Here is a 17,945-nt window from a genome sequence, read left to right as displayed (position 1 = left end):
GCTTCACCGAGTGCACACACGGCGCCAGTGGCTGCTGGCAACGAACGCCCTGATCAGGGCGTTGTGCGGTGACCAGTGGGTGTGATTCAGCCTTTTACGATCTCGAGCCGGTCCCGGGCGCCCTCGAACACCGAGGTGCCCTCCTGCTCGTCGGGCGTGCCCTTGGGCATGTCCACGCGCAGTTCGTACATGCGGTCGTCGTCGGTGCGGATCACGACCCGCATGATCCGCCTGGGGTGGTCGTCCAGGCGGTAGGCGGTGTCGGCGAGGGCGGCCTCGTAGCCCTGGACGGTGGTGCGGGTGTACTGCGTGTCCCCCCGAACGACGGGTGCGTTGCGGACCTGGTCCATCGGGGAGCCCGGGGCCCGGTCCCAGAGGAGGAGGCGGACCTGGACGGTGCCGCCCTGTTCGTCGCCGTAGAGCACCGTGCGGGGCTGGTCGGTCGCGCTGCCGGTCCGGCCGAGTTCGCGGTAGTGGCCCGGGAGAGGGAGGACGGCCGCCAGGTCCGGATCGCGGTGCGGAGTCCAGGTCTCCGTCGCTTCGGCGGTCTCGGCGCTGCTGGTGTCGCCGAGGTGGGTGGCGGCGCCTATGCCGCCGGCGAGCAGTGCGCTCATCAGGGCGAGGGGGCCGGGGCGGAGGAGGCTCTGGCGCTTCGGGGGTGCGGCGTGGTTCCGCGTCGCGGTGTCGTCAGTACCCGGAGAATCCCGTATAGCCGAGGACTCCCGTATCACCGAGGACTCCCGTATATCCGCGGCCTGCTGTGTCTCCTTCGGTGTCTCCTCCGCCGCCGGCCACTGCCCGGCCGACGCCTCCAGCGTCTTCGCGACCTCCTCGGCGTCCGGCCGCTGTTCGGGGTCCTGCACGAGCAGTCGTGTGATCAGCGGCCCGAGCGGTCCGGCCTGCTTCGGTTCGGGCGGCTCGGGGGCGAGGATCGCGGCGAGCGTGGCCTGCGGCGTGTCCCGGCGGAACGGGGACGCCCCCTCGACGGCCGCGTACAGCAGGACGCCCAGGGACCACAGGTCGGAGGCGGGCCCGGCGATGCGGCCGGACATCCGCTCGGGCGCGACGAACTCCAGCGAGCCGACGGACTCCCCGCCGGTCGTGAGCGATTCCTCGCCCGGCACATGGGCGATGCCGAAGTCGGTGAGGACGACCCGCTGGTGGGGGCCCAGCAGCACATTGGCCGGTTTCACGTCCCGGTGCACGATGCCGACGGAGTGCGCGGCACGCAGGGCACCGAGGACGGCGAGGCCGATCCGGGCGGCTTCGCGCACCTCGACCGGGCCGCGCCGGAGCACCTCGTGCAGGGACTCGCCCGGCACCAACTCCATGATGATCCAGGGCAGTCCGTCGAGCACCGCGTCGACCGCGTCCAGTCCGTCGCGTCCGAGCCGGACGGGGCGATCGGTCCGCCCGGCGCGCGCGTCCGGCCGGCGCTCCGGCTCGACGACCACGTCGTGGATGGTGACGGCGGCGGGATGGTCGACGCGGGCGGCGGCGCGGGCCTCGCGGTAGAGCCGGTGGGCCGCACGCCGGTGGCTGTCGTCCTCCGGGTCGCCCGGGTCGCCCGGCAACCGGGGCTGCTTGACGGCGACTTCCCGCTGCACGAGCTCGTCGTAGGCCCGCCAGACGGTGCCCGTCCCGCCGGAGCCGATGCGCTCGATCAGCCGATAGCGCCCACCGACCGACCGGCCCTGGGCGCCCGTCCCGCCCCCGTCGTTGCTCATGCCCCATCAGTACCCCGCGGGGCGGCCGCTTGTCGACGCGAGGCAGTGGCCGGACCGCCGGTTCAGGTCCCGTCGATGTCCAGGTTCGCGATCGCCGTGTCGGCCACCTCTTGCCCGCGCTTCGTGAAGTCGCCCTTGCCCGGGTAGCTGACGGTGAGCTTGTACATGTCGCCGCCGGAGGTCCGGTAGTAGAAGATCCTCAGCTCGCGGGGACGGGGGTTCTCGGTGTCATCGGTGAAGTACTTGACGGTGTTCTCGGCGGCCTTCTTCCCCCTGTAGGTGGTGTCCTTGGGAGCCGTCTTCGGGTTCTCGGGCATGTCCAGGGTGTAGCTGCCGGTGTCCTTGAACCCGGTGTCGTCGTCGTACATCTCGGCGGCCGCGGAGCCGGCGATGGTGCGGCCGGTGTCCTCCGACTTCTTTTCGAGCGTCAGGCCGATCCAGATGCTGCCGCTCCAGTCGGTGTACCTGACCCCGTGCCCCTGGTCCGGCTGCCGGTCGGGCAGCGTCCGCTGGTAGTCGCCGGGAACGGCCAGCGACGCGGCGAGGTCCTTCTCCTGGCGTGTCGTCCAGCCCTCGGGCAGCGGCCCGGCGAACGGGTTCGCCAGCACCAGGTACGCCGTCACCGCCGCGGCGACGACCACCGCACCGAGTCCCGCCCACCCCTTGCGGCCGAACCGGAGTCTTCGATCCTGACCGCCCGTCATGGGGACGATCTGTGTGGCCTGGACGGCCGGCGGGTTCGCCGCGGCCTCCAGCAGGGCGCGCACCCGGGCGGCGTCCGGGCGGCGGGCCGGGTCCTTGTGCAGCAGGCCGGTGATGGCCTCGGCGAGTGGGCCCTGGGCGGAGGCGGGCGGCGCGGGCGCGGCGTTGAGGACGGACTGGAGCGTGGCCGGGGTGTTGCTGCGGCGGAACGGCGAGACGCCCTCCGTCGCCGCGTACAGCACCACGCCCAGGGACCACAGGTCGCTGGCCGGGCCCGGGCGCTGGCCCAGCACCCGCTCGGGCGCGATGTACTCGGGCGAGCCGACGAAGCCGCCGGTGTCGGTCAGGTTGGTCTCGCCCTCGATCTGTGCGATGCCGAAGTCGGTGAGGACGACCCGGTCGTAGCGGCCGAGCAGCACGTTGTCCGGTTTCACGTCGCGGTGCAGGATGCCCGCCGCGTGCGCGGCCTCCAGCGCGCCGAGCACCTCCAGGCCGATCCGGGCCGCTTCGCGCGCGGACAGGGTGCCCTCCTGGAGCGCGTCGCCCAGCGAACGGCCCCGCACGAGCTCCATCACGATCCACGGCTGTCCCTCCACGACCGCGACGTCGTGGACGTCGACCACCGCCGGGTGGTCGAGCCGGGCCGCGGCACGTGCCTCGCGGCGCATCCGCTCGAAGACGTTGGAGCGTTCACGTTCGGGAAGATGCTCCGGGACGCGGGGTTCCTTGACGGCGACCTCCCGGTCCACCGTCTCGTCCTTGGCGCGCCACACCGTGCCCATGCCGCCGTGCCCGAGCTTGGCGATCAGCCGGTAACGCCCGGCGATGAGCCGCCCGGCTCCGGGATCCTGGACCGTTGCCGCCGACTGGGACGGCACGACCTGGGTGGGCGTCGCGTACGGGTTGCCCGGTACCGGCGCCGGCGGATTCGGCTGATGTGGTGGTTGCAGCGCGAAACTCGTTGGCTCGTCGGCCCCGGCTCGGGCTCCCCCGTTGTTGCTCATGAGCTCATCAATATCGCGCCAAGCGCTTGCGCATCCAGCACGGAGGCGTCCCGGTCACAGACCCGTGACGCAGTCCGGGGCTTATCTCCCTTTATGCCGGTACGGGGCTCCTCGGTTGCACCCGCGTCAGGGCGAGGACGAGGTGGCAGCGGTCGCGGTGGCGCTGGTGGCCGCGGGAGTGCTGGGAGTGCGCGTGCCGTGGGAGGACGGGACGGCCGACGGCGTCGTCGGCGCCGAACTCTTCGGCGTACGGCCGCCGTCCCCGCCGCCCTCGTCCATGAGCAGCGCCGCCGCCGACACGCCCGCCCCGGCCATGGCGGCGACCAGCAGCGCGGCCACGAGCACCCGGCGCGTGGGTTGCCGGAGCAACTGCTCGTGCCGCGGGTCCGGGCCGGGCAGGTCCGTCGGCGGCATCGGCGGTTGCCGGTCGGCGCTGTCCTGCGGGCGTCCGTGCGAGGCGTCCCGCACCGTCGGCGCGTATCCGGGCGGCGGAGCGTGCGGCGTACTGCCCGTCTCGCGGAACGCCCGCAGCATCCGCTCCGCCCGGTCCGCGTCCAGCCGCCGGTCCGGATCGCGCTCCAGCAGGCCCTGTACGACGGGCAGGAGCGGCCCGGCCTGGGCGGGCGGGCGAATATCGCCGACGACGACCGCGTGCAGGACGCCGCCCAGCGAGTCGCGGTGGAACGGCGACTCGCCGCTGAGGGCCGCGCACAGCAGCGCGCCCAGCGACCACAGGTCGGACTCGGGCCCGGTCCTGACTCCGGACATCCGCTCGGGCGCCGTGTACTCGGGCGAGCCGACGAAGGACCCGCTCTCGGTGAGCGTGGGGGCGCCCGCGACCTGGGCGATGCCGAAATCGGTGAGGACGACCCGGTCGGTACCGGCCTCCAGCAGCACGTTGTCGGGCTTGAGGTCGCGGTGCAGCACCCCGGCCGCGTGCGCGGCGCCCAGCGCGCCGAGCAGGGCGATGCCGATCCGCGCGGCCTCGGCCGCGTCGACCGGGCCTTCGGTGGCGAGCCGGTCGGCGAGCGAGCCTCCCTCGATCAACTCCATGACGATGTACGGGCGTTCGTCGTCCTCGACGACATCGTGGACGACGATGATGTGCGGATGGCTCAGCTGGGCGACGGCCCGCGCCTCGCGCAGCGTACGGTCCCGCTGCCGGCGCGCTTCCGCCGCGGAGAGCGTCTCGTCGTAAGGGAGCTCCTTGACGGCCACGCCCCGGCCGAGCAGCTGGTCGGTCGCCCGCCAGACCACGCCCATGCCACCGCGCCCGAGCCTCGCCTCGAGCCGGTAACGGCCCGCGATGACACGCATGTTGTGTCCCTCGGTCCCCATGCGGCAATCATGCCCCAACGGAGGGACGGGCTCCGGGGGCAGCGGCCCGCGGGTGGCCGAAACACATGGCCCTGTGTCAGGGGCCCTGGGCAGGGGCCGGCCGTGTCAGGGGGTCTTCTCGTGCCAGCCCTGCAACAGCGCCGTGAACTGCTTGCGCGCCTTCGGCCAGTCCTGCGCGGGCGACGACATGTAGAGCGCGTACTCGGTGCCGTCGCGGGCGACGTACGTCTCCTCGATGGCCCTGCGCGGACCGGGGAACTTGGTGTCCTTCGCCTGCGCGGTCCAGGTGTACTCCCACAGCGCGCCGTCCCGGTCACGGTAGACGTTGCGTTTCAGCTGCACGCGCTTGTAGTCGACCAGCCGCTGCAACTGCTGTTCCAGGTCGAGCTGGTGGGCGTACGGGTCGGCGAAGTCCGGGGAGGTGTCGACGGCGATCCGGACGAAGTGCCGGCCGCCGTCGGGTGTGTAGTCGATCTGCTTGAGCTCGCCCTGCGGGCCGAAGGTCTGGCGCTTCCAGCCCTTGGGCAGGTAGAGGCTGAAACCCACGGGGTCGTCGCGGCGGGTCCAGCCGTCGGGCACCGAGCCCCCGGGCCGCTCCGCGCTCGTCGTACCGGGCGAGTCCGATACGGCGCCCGGCGTCTGGCGGCTCTCGTTCCACTGCTGGAGCACCACCGCGGTGCCTCCGCCGATGATGGCCGCGAGAGCGACGACGAGGGCGAGGGTGCGCAGCCGACGGCGTCGGCCCGAACCGGCCGGCTGCGGACCCGGCGCCATCGGGCCGACCATGGTGGGGCCGGGCGTCCCGTGCCCGGTGGCGAAGGCCCCGGCTGCCGCGGTGCCGGCGGTGGCGGTACCGGTCGTCGGCCTCCCGTCGGCGGGCGTCCCGGCCGGCGGCGGGAGCGGCGTCCCGGTGTGCGATCCCGAGCCGGTACCGGCCGTGTCCGGGCGGGACGTGCCAGTGCCGGGCGTACCGGTGCCGACGGTATCCCTGCTGGACGGGTACGTACCGGAAGGGTTCATGCCGGACGTGCCCGTCCCGCTGTGCGCCTCCCGGTACGGCGACGGCCCCCCGTACTGCGTCGGCACATACGCCTGCGCCCCGCTCGGCCGCCGCCCCTCCGCCGCCTCGGCGAGCATCTGCTCGGCCTCGGACGCGTCGGGCCGGGTGGCCGGATCCTTGCGGAGCAGGGCGGTGATGACCGGCGTCAGCGCGTCCGCGTGCTGAAGCTCGGCGGCCTCCTCCTCGACCACGGCCTGCATGGTGGTCAGCGGGGTGGTGCGGCGGAACGGCGAGCGCCCCTCGACCGCCGTGTAGAGCGTCGCGCCGAGCGCCCACAGGTCGGAGGACGGGCCCGGGTCGTGGCCGCGCACGCGCTCGGGCGCCAGGTAGTCGACCGAGCCGACGACCTCTCCGGTCCGGGTGATGGTCGTGTCGCCCTCGATCTGGGCGATGCCGAAGTCGGTGAGCAGGACACGTCCGTCCCGGGCGAGGAGGACGTTGCCCGGCTTGACGTCGCGGTGCAGGACGCCGGCGGTGTGCGCGGCGCGCAGGGCCCGCAGCACCCACATGCCGATGCGCGCCGCCTCGCGCGGCTCGACGCGCCCCTCCTCCTTGACCGCGTCGGCCAGGGAGCGGCCCTCGACCAGCTCCATCACGATCCACGGGCGGCCGTCGTGCTCCAGCACGTCGTGCACCGTGACGACCGCGGAGTGGTTGATCCGCGCGGCGGCCCTGGCCTCGGCCCGGGTGCGCGCCAGCAGGATGGCCTGCTCGCTCTCGGAGACGTAGAGGGCGGCCGTCAGCTCCTTGATGGCGACGGACCGGTGCAGCACCTCGTCATGTGCTCGCCATACCCGGCCCATGCCGCCACTGCCGATGGAGTCGGCGAGCCGGTAGCGGCCCGCGACGAGCAGGCCCTGCATCTGATTCACGTTGCCCCGCAATGGTCTTGACAGGGTCAGCGTAAGGACCCGCCCTTCCCCAGGGAACAAGCGGGGTACCACGGTGACCGCACTGTGACGGTTGTCGCCGCCTGAGACGGGAGGGAACCGCGAGGTGAACTCCAGCGCACGGCATGCGGGTCAGAAGATCATTTCGTCACCCGGTACGTCGCCGCCGCCTGCTCGTACAACCGCGTCACCTCGTCCCGTTCGGACTCCGGGCCGCGCACCTGGACCACGTGGTACCGCCCGCCGACGAGCATCGCGAGGTTGCGCACATACAGCTCGCCCCCGTCGTCGCCGCTCCAGGTGAACTGCCCCTCGGCCATGGTCCGCCCGCCCACCTCGATCGTCTTCAGCCCCGTGGAGGTGGCCCAGCTGGAGTCGCGGTACGGCTGCAGCTCGCGCTCCTTCTCCCGCTGGTAGACCATCGGATCGCTGCCGTGCTCCGACGCGCTGTCCCGGCCCGGTACGACGATGAGCTCGAAGTCGCCCTTCGCGTAGACGACCTGGCCGCTGCCACCCCGCGCGGTGCGGTCCCAGCCCTTGGCGACGGCGACCTGGAAGCCCGCCGCGTCCTTGCGCAGGGTGAAGCCGTCGGCGACCTCGGGGCCGGTGGTCTGCGTCTGCGTGGAACCGGCCGACGTCGACGGGCTCTTCTCGGGCTCGGGTGACGTCCGGTCGGTCCGGGGCTCGCCGCTGGCCTCCGGCTCGGGTGCCTGGCCGGGCCTCACCGGCGACACCGGTCCGGTCGGTGCCTGCCGCGCCGTCGGTCTGCGACTTGGGCATGAAGAGCATGGCGTAGGCGATCGCCGCGGCCATCACGAGCAGGACGAGCAGGAGCAGGGTGCGGCCGAGGCGGTGCGGCGACCGGGACTCCTTGGCCCGCTTGTGCCGCCCGTGGTGCGCGGGCAGTCCGGCCCGCCGCCTGCGCACGAGCTCCCCCCGGCGCCGTACGACGGGCAACCGGCTCGCGTCGACGGGCGGCGCCGCGACGACGTGCACACCGGCCTCCGGCTCGGGCGCCGAGCGCACCAGCGAGCGCAGCCAGCCGCGCAGTTCCTCGAAGTCGAGGCGCTCGGTCGGGTCCTGACGCAGCAGCGACTCCACGACCGGCCTGAGCGGCCCGCACTCCTCGGCGTACGCCGGCGGTTCCGCGCACACCATCTGCACCAGCTCGGCCGTCGACTCCTCCGGGTAGGGCGCATGCCCCTGCACGGCCCGGAAGAGCAGCGCGCCGAGCGCCCACAGGTCGGTGGCGGGACCGATCGGCGCGGCCAACTGCCAGTTCTCGTGCACGGGTCCGGCCTGCTCCGGCGCCCAGCGCTCCGTCACGGGGCCCACCACGGCCATCCGCGCCTGCCGCGCCCGCTCGGCGGCCAGCGCCGTGGCCGGGCCGCGCCGGGGCGCGGGGGTGTGGGCGACCAGGTCGTCCCACCGGGTGGGCTCGCCGGGGGCGGCGGTATCCGGGGCCGGCGGGAGCGCCGTCTGTTCCTGTCCCTGCGGCGAGGGCGTGCCGCCTGTTCCGCCGCGGGGCGTGGCGCCGTGCCATCCGGTCGTCCGGCGGGCGCCGCCGACGCCGTAGGGGTCGGCTATCTGCCCCGGTGCGGTCCCGCCGGGCCCCGCGCTCTGCCCGGGGACGTAAGGCGCCTGCGCCGAGCCGTTGCCGTGGGGCCCGGGTCCCGCCTCCGGGGCGGGCCGCGCGCCGGGCAGGGCCGCCCGGCCGTTCTGCGTCTCCTGGACCCGGGCCGCGGCCCGGGCACCCGCCCGGTAGGCCGCGATCGCCCCGGCTCGCGCGGCCCGCGGGTCCTCGCTGTCCTCCGCGCTCTTGCGGGCCGGCACGGGCGAGCCCCCGCTGCCCGCGTCGGCTCCGGCCGTCGGCAGTCCCCGGGCCTCCCGAGCCTCTATGGCGGCCCGCCGCGCGGCCTCGGGATCACCCGCGCCACCGCCGCCCGGGCCACCGACGCCGCCGGAGCCACCGGCACCGCCCGGGCCGCCGACGCCCTCGGCCGTCCCGGCGCCACCGGTCTCCCGGCCGGGCTCGCCGAAGGCCGGAGCCGGAACGGGGTCGTACCCGCACAGCGCCTCCTCCGCCGCGCCCACCGCCAGTCCGGTCAGCATCACCCGGCCGTCGTCGCAGACGAGGACCGTCCGCGCGGTGATGTTCCGGTGCACCCAGCCGTGCCCGTGCAGCACCCGCAGCGCCATGAGGACGTCGGAGGCCACCTCGGCCGCCCGGTACGGCGTCAGCGGCTTCTCGGCGAGCAGCGCCGCCAGCGGACGCGCGGCCACCAGCTCACTGACGATCCACAGCGAACCGCCCTCGGCGAACACGTCGAAGACCTGGTCGAGCCTGGGATGGTCGGGGATGGCCGCCGCGGCCTGCGCGGCCTCGACCGCCCGCCGTACCACCGGGTCCGTGGGCCGCCGGGTCCCCGCACGGGCACCGGGCCCGCGCGCGCCACCGTCACGTGCCGTGAAGCCGTCGGGCAGCCCCTCCGCGTCGAGGACCTCCGCCTCGACCACCTCCGGCAACGGCACTGCCCTGACCAGGACTTCCTGTCCGCTGTAGGTGTCGAAGGCCCGGGACTCGGTCAGTTCGTACTCGTCGGACGGCGGCAGCGGCAGGCGGTAGCGGTCGGCGAGCACCCGTCCCGCATAGTCGTCCACGATGCCTCCCCCGGCAGCCTGGTCGGTCACATCCGTTCGCCCCACGGTCCGTTCCGGCTGCGCACGGTCCGCAAACATTTACGATACGTGCCGCAGGCAACCCGCATGGGGGGATGCCAGATCTCACTCCCCAAACCCGGGGCCGCTCATGCTCAGGACTTGGGTTCGAAGGTCTTGGTCAGCGTCCGCCAGGTCTCCTTGCGCAGCTCATCGCCCCAGCCGGCCGCTTTCGCCGTGTACATCAGCGCGTAGCCCTGCCGGTCGTCGACGACGAAACCGCGGTCGATGGTCCGGTACTTGGTGCCGCTCTCCACGTAGGTGAACTCCCAGTCGGCCGTGTTCCAGCCGCGGTAGTCCACCTGCTCTATGCGGATCTTCTTGTACTGCGCGCGCACCATGTAGCGCTCCTGGCTCTTCCAGTCCGCCACCGGGTCGCCCTTGGGCGTGGACGTCCAGGCGATGAGCAGCTTCTGCCCGTCGGGCCCGGTGAACCGGTCGCCCGCGGCACCCGTGGACCGGTACTTCCACCCCTTCGGCAGTCCGATCGAGTACCCCTGGCTGCCCTGGTGCGTCGACGCCGCGGCGGTGCCCTTGCCGCCGCCGGAGGACTCGCTCGCCCGGTCGCCGGGCGTGCTGTTCGAGGCGGGCGCCGACGACGCGGCCTGCGTCGCCGCGTTGTCGGTGCGCGTGCCGTCGCTCTTGTCGCCCTTGGTGTCGGCGCTGGTGGACGCGGTGGCGACGGTCTTGCCGCCGTTCCCGCCGGCGGCCCCCTTCGCGTCCTTGTCGTCTCCGCTGAGCGCGATGGCGAGCACCGTGCCGATCACGGCCAGCACCACGACCGCTGCGATGATCATTATGGTCCGCCGCGGCACCACGTCGGTGAGCGGCGCCCTGGGCGCGGGCCGCGGCGGCAGGTCCGGCCGCGGCATGACGGGCCACCCCGAACTCCGGCCCCCGGACGTCGCCTTCGCCCCCTGCCCGCCGGCCCCGGTCCCGGCAGCCGCCCCCGAGACCGATGCCGAGCCCGACGCCGAACCCGACGCCGACACGGACGCACCGGCGTCCCCGGCCCCGGCCTTCGCGCCCTCCGGTCCGGAAGAGGCCGTGCCGTCCTCGGACCCGGTCCGGGACGCGGCCGACGCCCCGGCCGTTCCCGCCGCGGCCTTGCGCACCGAACGCAGGGCCCCGCGCAGCCGCTCCCCGGGCTCCTCGCTCCGCTTGCTCCCGGAACCCGCCGAACTCCCCTTGCGCGAGGACTTGTCCGGCTGCGCCGGCAGCGGCACCACCTTCGTCGCGTCCATCGGCTCCGGCTCGGCCGGCGCGGGGGCGTGGATGACCGAGTTCAGCATCGCCCGGGCGCCCGCGTCGTCGAGCCGCTGGGCGGGGTCCTTGTTGAGCAGCCCGTGGATGACGTCCTTCAGCGGGCCGGCGTTCTTCGGCTCCTCCAACGGCTCGGTCATCACCGCCGTGAGCGTCGCTATGGCCGACCCCTTGTCGTACGGCGGCGTGCCCTCCACCGCCGCGTACAGCAGCCCGCCGAGCGACCACAAGTCGGCCGCCGGGCCCGGCTTGTGCCCGCGCGCCCGCTCCGGGGAGATGTAGGAGGGCGCGCCGACGAGCATGCCGGTCGAGGTGATGGACGGGTCGCCCTCGACCTGGGCGATGCCGAAGTCCGTGAGTACGACCCGGCCGTCCTCGGCGATCAGCACGTTCGACGGCTTCACGTCGCGGTGCAGGATGCCCTCGCGGTGCGCGGACCGCAGCACGTCCAGGACGGCGAGCCCGACCTCGGCGGCCCGCTTCGGTTCGAGGAGGCCGTCCTCCCGGATGACCTCGGCGAGCGACTTGCCCTCGACGAGCTCCATCACGATCCAGGGCCGGTCGTCCTCCTGGACCACGTCGAAGACCGTCACGGCGCTGTTGTTGCGGATCCGCGCGATCGCCTTGGCCTCGCGCAGCGTCCGCGTGATCAGCCGCCGCTTCTCCTCCTCGTCGATGTTCGACGGGAACCGCAGCTCCTTGACGGCGACCGTCCGCCCCAGGGTCTCGTCCTGGGCCCGCCACACCGTGCCCATGCCACCGCGGCCGAGCACCTCGCCCAGCCGGTAACGCCCCGCGAGGAGACGCTCCCTGTTGTCCTGACGAGTGTCCTGACGAGATGTGCCCGCCCGCTCCGCCTCCGACATGCGTCCCCTCATACAACCCGCCCTGACAGAGCCTCCATTGTCTCTCACCCGACAAGTGCCCAGCGCCCCAGGGGCCCCCTGGTGAAACGCCCCCGCGGGCCCGCCCGTCCGGAACCCGGGCGCGGCGCCCGGCGCGCCGCCTTGCATGATGGGCCCCCGACGCCCCGACCAGGGAGGAACCCGCGTGCCGCCCTTTCGGACCTTGCTGGTCCTGCCGGTGTCCGTGGCCCTCCTCGGCCTGCCTCCGGCCGACTCGTCGGCTCTCTCCGCTCCGCCGACGGACGCGGTGCTCCCGCTGCTGGTGACCCGGGGCAGGGCACCGGCCGCGGCCCTGCTCGCCCAGGAGGGGACAACCACCCGCTATGCCCACGCCGGGCAGGGAATCGCCCGGTCGGACCACTTCCGGGCCGGCAGCGTCACGAAGACGTTCATCGCGACGGTCGTGCTGCAACTGGCCGCCGAGCACCGACTGTCGCTGTCCGACACCGTGGAGCAGCACCTGCCGGGCCTGGTGCGGGGAGCGGGCAACGACGGCCGCGCGCTGACCCTGCGCTCCCTGCTCACCCACACCAGCGGCCTGTACGACTACACCGCGGAGACCGGCGGAACCGCACCCGTCACACCCCGTCAGGCCATACGCATCGCACTCACCCACCCCCCGGCCGCCCGCGGCCGCTTCTCCTACTCGAACACCAACTACGTCCTGCTCGGCCTGGTCGTCCGGCAGGTCACCGGCCACTCGTACGCCACCGAGGCCGAACAGCGCATCATCACTCCCCTGCGTCTGACGGGCACCTCCTTTCCCGGATCCCGCTCCTCGCTGCCCTCTCCGCACGGCCGCGCCTACGCCGCCGACGGAACCGACGTCACCGATCTCGACCCGCGGGTGGCCGGCGCCGCGGGCGAGTTGGTGACCACGCTCGCCGATCTGGACCGCTTCTACTCGGCCCTGCTCGGCGGGCGGCTGCTGCCCCCGCACTGGCTGCGCGAGATGCTCGACACCCGTGCCGCACACGGCGCGTACGGCATCGGCCTGTTTCCCGAGAAACTGCCGTGCGGCACGACGGTGTGGGGGCACAACGGGCACATATCCGGCAGCTACGTGCGCACCGCAGCCACCGTCGGCGGCCGGCGTGTCCTCACCTTCCGCGTGAACACGGACGCGATAGCGGATCCCGGCCTCGAACCCGCGGTACTCGCGGCCGAGTTCTGCCCCCGCACCTCGTAGAACGACCGGGTTCCGAACGGAGATCCCCGTTTCTGACACTCGTTCGGGTGATACCGAAAGCACCGCCCGGTTCGCGGGAACATCCGCTCACAGCGGCACGATGTCCGGCGCCCCCAGCCGCGCCGCGTCCGCCGTCAGGTCGTCCGGCTGGCGCTGCGACTCCCGCTCGGCCTCCACCCGCTTCTCGTAGTGCTGCACCTCGCGCTCGATCTGGTCCTTGTCCCAGCCGAGGACCTGCGCCATCAGCCCGGCGGCGTCGCGTGCGCTGCGCGTGCCCCGGTCGAAGGTCTCGATGGAGATGCGCGTGCGCCGGGTCAGCACGTCGTCCAGATGCCGCGCCCCCTCGTGCGAGGCCGCGTAGACGATCTCGGCGCGCAGATAGTCGTCGGCCGCCGGCAGGGGCTCGCCCAGGGACGGGTCCTCGGCGATGAGCGCGAGGAGTTCCTCGGTCATCGTCCCGTACCGGTTCAGCAGGTGTTCCACCCGCACCACGTGCAGCCCGGTCCGGGCGGCGATGCGCGCCCGCGCGTTCCACAGCGCCCGGTAGCCCTCGGCGCCCAGCAGCGGCACGTCCTCGGTGACGCACTCGGCGACCCGCATGTCCAGCCCGTGCACCGCAGCGTCCACCGCGTCCTTGGCCATGACCCGGTAGGTCGTGTACTTGCCGCCCGCCACGACGACGAGCCCGGGCACCGGATGCGCCACCGTGTGCTCGCGCGACAGCTTGCTGGTGGCGTCCGACTCACCCGCGAGCAACGGCCGCAGGCCCGCGTACACGCCCTGGACGTCGTCCCGGGTGAGGGGCACCGCGAGCACCGAGTTCACATGTTCCAGCAGGTAGTCGATGTCGGCGCTGGACGCGGCCGGGTGTGCCTTGTCGAGGTCCCAGTCGGTGTCCGTGGTGCCGACGATCCAGTGCCGGCCCCAGGGGATGACGAACAGCACGGACTTCTCCGTGCGCAGGATCAGCCCGGTCGTCGAGTGGATCCGGTCGCGCGGTACGACCAGATGGATGCCCTTGGACGCCCGGACGTGGAACCGGCCGCGCTCCCCGACCATCGCCTGGGTGTCGTCCGTCCACACGCCGGTCGCGTTGACGACCTGCTTGGCGCGGATCTCGTACTCGCCGCCGCCCTCGACGTCCCGCACCATCGCTCCGACGACCCGCTCGCCCTCGCGCAGGAAGCCCGTCACGCGGGCGCGGTTGGCGGCCTTCGCGCCGTACGCCACCGCCGTGCGCACCAGGGTGGCCACGTACCGGGCGTCGTCCATCTGGGCGTCGTAGTACTGCAGCGCCCCGACCAGCGCGTCCTTCTTCAAGCAGGGCGCCACGCGCAGGGCGTGAGAGCGGGTCAGATGGCGGTGCGTGGGCAGGCCCCGGCCATGGCCCCGGGCCATGGACATGGCGTCGTACATCGCGACGCCCGACCCGGCGTACAGCCGCTCCCACCCCTTGTGCTGCAAGGGGTACAGGAACGGCACGGGCTTCACCAGATGCGGGGCGAGCCGCTCCAGCAGCAGGCCGCGCTCCTTCAGGGCCTCCCGTACGAGCGCGAAGTCGAGCATCTCCAGGTAGCGCAGGCCGCCGTGGATCAGCTTGCTGGACCGGCTGGAGGTGCCGGACGCCCAGTCGCGCGCCTCCACCAGTCCCGTGGACAGGCCCCTGGTCGCCGCGTCGAGGGCGGTGCCCGCACCGACCACGCCTGCGCCCACCACCAGCACGTCCAGCTCGCGCTCGGCCATAGATGCGAGTGACTCGGCGCGCTGCGCCGGCCCGAGTGTCGCTGTCCTCACCGCTGCCTCCCGCTCATCGCGACGGCTGGTGCCGCCTCGGTCGCGCCGGCCGCACCCGTCGGGTGAGACCCCGTCCGTATCCCCTGCCCAAATTCTGACCGTGTTGCCCGACTTCAGCCACCACGGGCCGTCAGCCTGTGGACAACGCCCACGGGACACTCACCGAAACTCGGGCGAGCAATCCCGCATATCGGTCATATTTACTCCTAGTCTGACATTGCGCTCGCCCGTCCTGTCCACAGGGCTTGCGCACCTGTCCCACTTCGGCTATTGGGAAGGACGGCCACGCCATGCCCGCAGATCTCGCCGTCATCGGACTCGGCCCGTACGGCCTGCCCCTGGCCCAGGCCGCCGTCGCCGCCGGTGTCGCCACCATCGGCTACCGGACCGGCCCCGAGGCCGGCTCCCTCAGCCCCGCCGAACAGCGCCGGATGCTCTCGGGGGGCTTCCGGCCGGCCACGAACGCCGCCGAGCTCGGCCGGGTGCGCACCGCGGTCATCTGCGCACCGACCCCGCGGGGCGCGGACGGCGGACTCGACCTGAGCCAGCTGGAGGCGGCCGCCCGCACCCTGGCCGCACAGCTGCGCCCGCACACCACTGTGATCCTGGAGTCGCCTGTGTACCCGGGGACCACAGAGGAAATCCTGCGCCCCCTCCTCGAAGAGGGATCGGGTCTGCGCGCGGGCCGCGACTTCCACCTCGCCTACTCCCCCAGCCGCGTCGACCCCGGCAACCGCGACTTCACCCCCGCCAACACCCCCAAGGTCATCGGCGGCCTCACCCCGGCCTGCACGGAGTCGGCCGCGGCGTTCTACGGACGGCTCACCGACAAGGTGGTACGCGCGCGTGGACCCCGCGAGGCGGAGACCGTGCAGCTCCTGGAGACCAATTACCGGCACGTGAACATCGCCCTCGTCAACGAGATGGCCGTCCTCTGCCACGACCTGGGCGTCGACCTGTGGGACGTCGTCCGCTGCGCGGAGACCAAGCCGTTCGGCTTCCAGGCCTTCCGCCCCGGCCCCGGCGTCGGCGGCCACGCCGTCCCGCAGGACCTGACCGCCCACGGCGGCCGCACCCTGCGCATGGTGGAACTGGCCCAGCAGGTCAACAGCCGCATGCCCGGCTACGTCGTCCAGCGCGGCGCCACGCTCCTCAACGAGCACGGCAAGTCGGCCCGCGGCGCCCGCGTGCTGCTCCTGGGCGTCACCTACAAGCCCGACCTCGCCGACCTGCACGGCACGCCCGCCCAGGAGGTCGCCCTGCGCCTGATGGAACTGGGCGCGTCGGTCAGCTACCACGACCCGTACGTCCCCGCCTGGAGCGTCCTGGACCGCCCCGTCCCCCGCGTGGACTCCCTCTACGAGGCGGTCGCCGACGCGGACCTGACCATCCTCCTCCAGCAGCACCGCACGTACGACCTGCAAGGCCTGTCGGTGAAGGCACAGCTGCTGCTGGACACACGGGGGGCGGCGCCCACGGGGGCGGCGCATCGGTTGTGAAGAGGGGCGCGTGGGGGCGCTGAGCCTCCCGGGCTGGTGGCGCGGGGCACCCCGCCGCCAGTACCTTGGGAGACGGCGGAGCCCACCGCAGAGGCCACTGCGGCAGGCTCCAGGATGGATCACGGAGTGTCCGCCCCTAGTTCTCGTGGGGGTGGCCGCTCACCATCCGAAGCAAGGTGGAGCCCACCGCAGGGGGCACTGCGGCAGGCTCCAGGATGGATCACGGAGTGTCCGCCCCTAGGTTCCTTGGGGGCGGCCGCTCACCATCCGAAAAGTCGCAAGATCCACCTCCTCCGGCACTGCACCATCCGAAGACGGAGTCGGTCCCAGCGGGTGGGCTTGCGGTGGCGTCCCATGGGCGCCCCCTTCCACGACGCCACCCATTGGCCCGGTAGGCAGCACGTCGGAATCGGGCCGGGCCCCGCGGGCCGGGGTCCGGAACCGTGTCCTTGGAAGGGGGCACCCAGGAGAACCGGGGCGCCGATCACGGACACTAGCGCCTCGAAACCGCCCTCCACCGCACCATCCGGCCCGAAGGCAACCACGCGCCCCCCTACGGCAACACGCGCCCCGCCAGGGCCAGTTGGGCACGCAAAAGGGCCTGGTCACTCACTCGAGTGACCAGGCCCTCCCTCGTCCTGGAGGCTACCGGCTACCGCCGGTGCTGCGAGTCCGCCACCGTCACCTCGACCCGCTGGAACTCCTTCAGCTCGCTGTACCCGGTCGTGGCCATCGCCCGCCGCAGCGCGCCGAAGAGGTTCATCGAACCGTCGGGGGTGTGGGACGGGCCCGTGAGGATCTCCTCGATCGTGCCGACCGTGCCGAGGTCGACCTTCTGGCCGCGCGGCAGCTCCTCGTTCACGGCCTCCATGCCCCAGTGGTGGCCCTTGCCCGGCCCGTCGGTCGCGCGGGCCAGCGGGGAGCCCATCATGACCGCGTCGGCGCCGCAGGCGATCGCCTTGGGCAGGTCGCCGGACCAGCCGACACCGCCGTCCGCGATCACGTGCACGTACCGGCCGCCGGACTCGTCCATGTAGTCGCGGCGGGCAGCGGCCACGTCGGCGACCGCGGTGGCCATCGGGACCTGGATGCCCAGCACGTTGCGCGTGGTGTGCGCGGCGCCACCGCCGAAGCCGACCAGCACGCCGGCCGCGCCCGTGCGCATCAGGTGCAGGGCCGCGGTGTACGTGGCGCAGCCGCCGACGATCACCGGGACGTCCAGTTCGTAGATGAACTGCTTCAGGTTCAGCGGCTCGTGCGAGCCGGAGACGTGCTCGGCGGAGACCGTCGTACCGCGGATGACGAAGATGTCCACGCCCGCGTCGACGACGGCCTTGGAGAACTGGGCCGTGCGCTGCGGGGAGAGCGCCGCGGCCGTGACCACGCCCGAGTCGCGCACCTCCTTGATGCGCGCGCCGATCAGCTCCTCCTTGATGGGCGCCGCGTAGATCTCCTGGAGGCGCCGGGTCGCCGCCTCGGCGGGCAGCTCGGCGATCTCGTCGAGCAGCGGCTGCGGGTCCTCGTAGCGCGTCCACAGGCCTTCGAGGTTCAGCACGCCGAGGCCGCCGAGCTCGCCGATGCGGATGGCGGTGGCCGGGGAGACGACCGAGTCCATGGGGGCGGCCAGGAACGGCAGCTCGAAGCGGTAGGCGTCGATCTGCCAGGCGATCGAGACCTCCTTCGGGTCCCGCGTACGGCGGCTGGGGACGACGGCGATGTCGTCGAAGGCGTACGCCCGGCGGCCGCGCTTGCCGCGCCCGATCTCGATCTCAGTCACGTTGGTGGCCTTTCCCTTTTTGCGTTTCAGCGTCTTCCAGTATCGCCGACGGGCACGACGAGGGCGGCCCCGGATGCTC

Annotated in this window: 9 protein-coding genes and 1 pseudogene; 2 read left to right on the top strand and 8 right to left on the bottom strand. The window is 73.1% G+C overall.

The window, feature by feature from the left end:
* Positions 1-86: 86 nt before the first annotated feature.
* The 6 genes and pseudogenes from QF034_RS24960 to QF034_RS24935 all read right to left on the bottom strand — a co-directional run bounded on the left by QF034_RS24960 (position 87) and on the right by QF034_RS24935 (position 11,568).
* Positions 87-1,727 carry a serine/threonine-protein kinase gene (locus tag QF034_RS24960; protein ID WP_307177025.1) on the bottom strand — a complete coding sequence of 547 codons (1,641 nt, stop codon included), beginning with the start codon at positions 1,725-1,727 and terminating at the stop codon, positions 87-89.
* Positions 1,728-1,789: 62 nt separating this feature from the next.
* Positions 1,790-3,433 carry a serine/threonine-protein kinase gene (locus QF034_RS24955; RefSeq protein WP_307177024.1) on the bottom strand — a complete coding sequence of 548 codons (1,644 nt, stop codon included), beginning with the start codon at positions 3,431-3,433 and terminating at the stop codon, positions 1,790-1,792.
* Positions 3,434-3,559: 126 nt separating this feature from the next.
* Positions 3,560-4,771: a serine/threonine-protein kinase gene (locus QF034_RS24950; protein ID WP_307177023.1), complete on the bottom strand. Its 1,212-nt coding sequence runs from the start codon at positions 4,769-4,771 to the stop codon at positions 3,560-3,562.
* Between the two features lie 105 nt (positions 4,772-4,876).
* Positions 4,877-6,694 (bottom strand): serine/threonine-protein kinase, encoded by a 1,818-nt coding sequence (locus tag QF034_RS24945; RefSeq protein WP_307177021.1) that lies wholly within the window; start codon positions 6,692-6,694, stop codon positions 4,877-4,879.
* 167 nt (positions 6,695-6,861) lie between these two features.
* A pseudogene (locus QF034_RS24940) lies at positions 6,862-9,382 on the bottom strand (serine/threonine kinase C-terminal domain-containing protein).
* 152 nt (positions 9,383-9,534) lie between these two features.
* Complete coding sequence (locus tag QF034_RS24935; protein WP_307177020.1) at positions 9,535-11,568, bottom strand: serine/threonine-protein kinase; 2,034 nt, start codon at positions 11,566-11,568, stop codon at positions 9,535-9,537.
* A gap of 184 nt (positions 11,569-11,752) precedes the next feature.
* On the opposite strand from QF034_RS24935, the gene QF034_RS24930 reads away from it, so the two are divergent.
* Positions 11,753-12,796, top strand: coding sequence for a serine hydrolase domain-containing protein (locus QF034_RS24930; protein ID WP_307177019.1), 1,044 nt, complete (start codon positions 11,753-11,755; stop codon positions 12,794-12,796).
* Between the two features lie 87 nt (positions 12,797-12,883).
* Here the strand turns inward: QF034_RS24930 and QF034_RS24925 are convergent, their stop codons facing one another.
* Positions 12,884-14,590 (bottom strand): glycerol-3-phosphate dehydrogenase/oxidase, encoded by a 1,707-nt coding sequence (locus QF034_RS24925; protein WP_307177018.1) that lies wholly within the window; start codon positions 14,588-14,590, stop codon positions 12,884-12,886.
* A 290-nt stretch (positions 14,591-14,880) separates the two neighbouring features.
* Here QF034_RS24925 and QF034_RS24920 point away from each other — a divergent pair, with 290 nt between their 5' ends.
* Complete coding sequence (locus QF034_RS24920) at positions 14,881-16,089, top strand: nucleotide sugar dehydrogenase (protein WP_307177017.1); 1,209 nt, start codon at positions 14,881-14,883, stop codon at positions 16,087-16,089.
* 652 nt (positions 16,090-16,741) lie between these two features.
* Here QF034_RS24920 and QF034_RS24915 read toward each other — a convergent pair.
* Positions 16,742-17,866 (bottom strand): GuaB3 family IMP dehydrogenase-related protein, encoded by a 1,125-nt coding sequence (locus tag QF034_RS24915; protein ID WP_020276389.1) that lies wholly within the window; start codon positions 17,864-17,866, stop codon positions 16,742-16,744.
* Positions 17,867-17,945 lie beyond the last annotated feature (79 nt).

The sequence above is a fragment of the Streptomyces africanus genome (assembly GCF_030816955.1).
Taxonomy (GTDB): domain Bacteria; phylum Actinomycetota; class Actinomycetes; order Streptomycetales; family Streptomycetaceae; genus Streptomyces; species Streptomyces africanus.
This window is presented reverse-complemented; position numbering and strand designations above follow the sequence as displayed.

Excerpts from the sequence above, each read along its gene's own strand:
- QF034_RS24960 (WP_307177025.1), bottom strand. The coding sequence starts at position 1,727 with ATGAGCAACGACGGGGGCGGGACGGGCGCCCAGGGCCGGTCGGTCGGT.
- QF034_RS24955 (WP_307177024.1), bottom strand. The coding sequence starts at position 3,433 with ATGAGCAACAACGGGGGAGCCCGAGCCGGGGCCGACGAGCCAACGAGT.
- QF034_RS24950 (WP_307177023.1), bottom strand. The coding sequence starts at position 4,771 with ATGGGGACCGAGGGACACAACATGCGTGTCATCGCGGGCCGTTACCGG.
- QF034_RS24945 (WP_307177021.1), bottom strand. The coding sequence starts at position 6,694 with ATGCAGGGCCTGCTCGTCGCGGGCCGCTACCGGCTCGCCGACTCCATC.
- QF034_RS24935 (WP_307177020.1), bottom strand. The coding sequence starts at position 11,568 with ATGTCGGAGGCGGAGCGGGCGGGCACATCTCGTCAGGACACTCGTCAG.
- QF034_RS24920 (WP_307177017.1), top strand. The coding sequence starts at position 14,881 with ATGCCCGCAGATCTCGCCGTCATCGGACTCGGCCCGTACGGCCTGCCC.